This window comes from Rathayibacter tanaceti, from assembly GCF_001634385.1.
GTDB classification, from domain to species: domain Bacteria; phylum Actinomycetota; class Actinomycetes; order Actinomycetales; family Microbacteriaceae; genus Rathayibacter; species Rathayibacter tanaceti.
On sequence record NZ_LIIN01000317.1, the window covers coordinates 1 to 480 of the forward strand.

Sequence of the window (480 nt, forward strand, 5' to 3'; positions counted from 1 at the left end):
GGGTGGCGGGGTTCCGTGGGGCGTGTTGCGGTGGTCGAGCAGCCCTCCGCGGCATCTCGAGACCCGCGATGAGCGGCGGCGAAAGAGCGGGGGAGGGCGCCGCGTAGACTGGGGCGGCCATGATCCAGACTCTCGATCTTCGTGGGCGGCGTCCGTCCGCCGCCGAACTCCTCGCCCTCGTGCCCCGCAATCCGGGCACCTCCGCCTCGGTCGGGCCGGTCGTCGCCGAACTGATCGCCGATGTCCGTGAGCGGGGAGCCGAGGCGCTGCTCGACCAGTCGGAACGTCTCGACGGCGTGCGTCCGCCGGAGCTGCGCGTGCCCGCCGAGAAGATCGCACAGGCCCTCGAGCAGCTCGAACCCTCGATCCGCCTCGCCCTCGAGGAGGCGATCACCCGCGTCCGCCGCGCGAGCGCGGCGCAGATCCCGCCGCCCCGCACCACCGAGCTGGACGCCGGCGCGACGGTCACCCAGCGCTGGC

At 74.2% G+C, this 480-nt stretch carries 1 protein-coding gene; it reads left to right on the forward strand.

Annotated features, from left to right (window positions below):
* Window positions 1-119: 119 nt before the first annotated feature.
* A partial coding sequence (locus tag ACH61_RS15840) for a histidinol dehydrogenase (RefSeq protein WP_201787638.1) occupies window positions 120-480 on the forward strand: 361 nt, incomplete at its 3' end.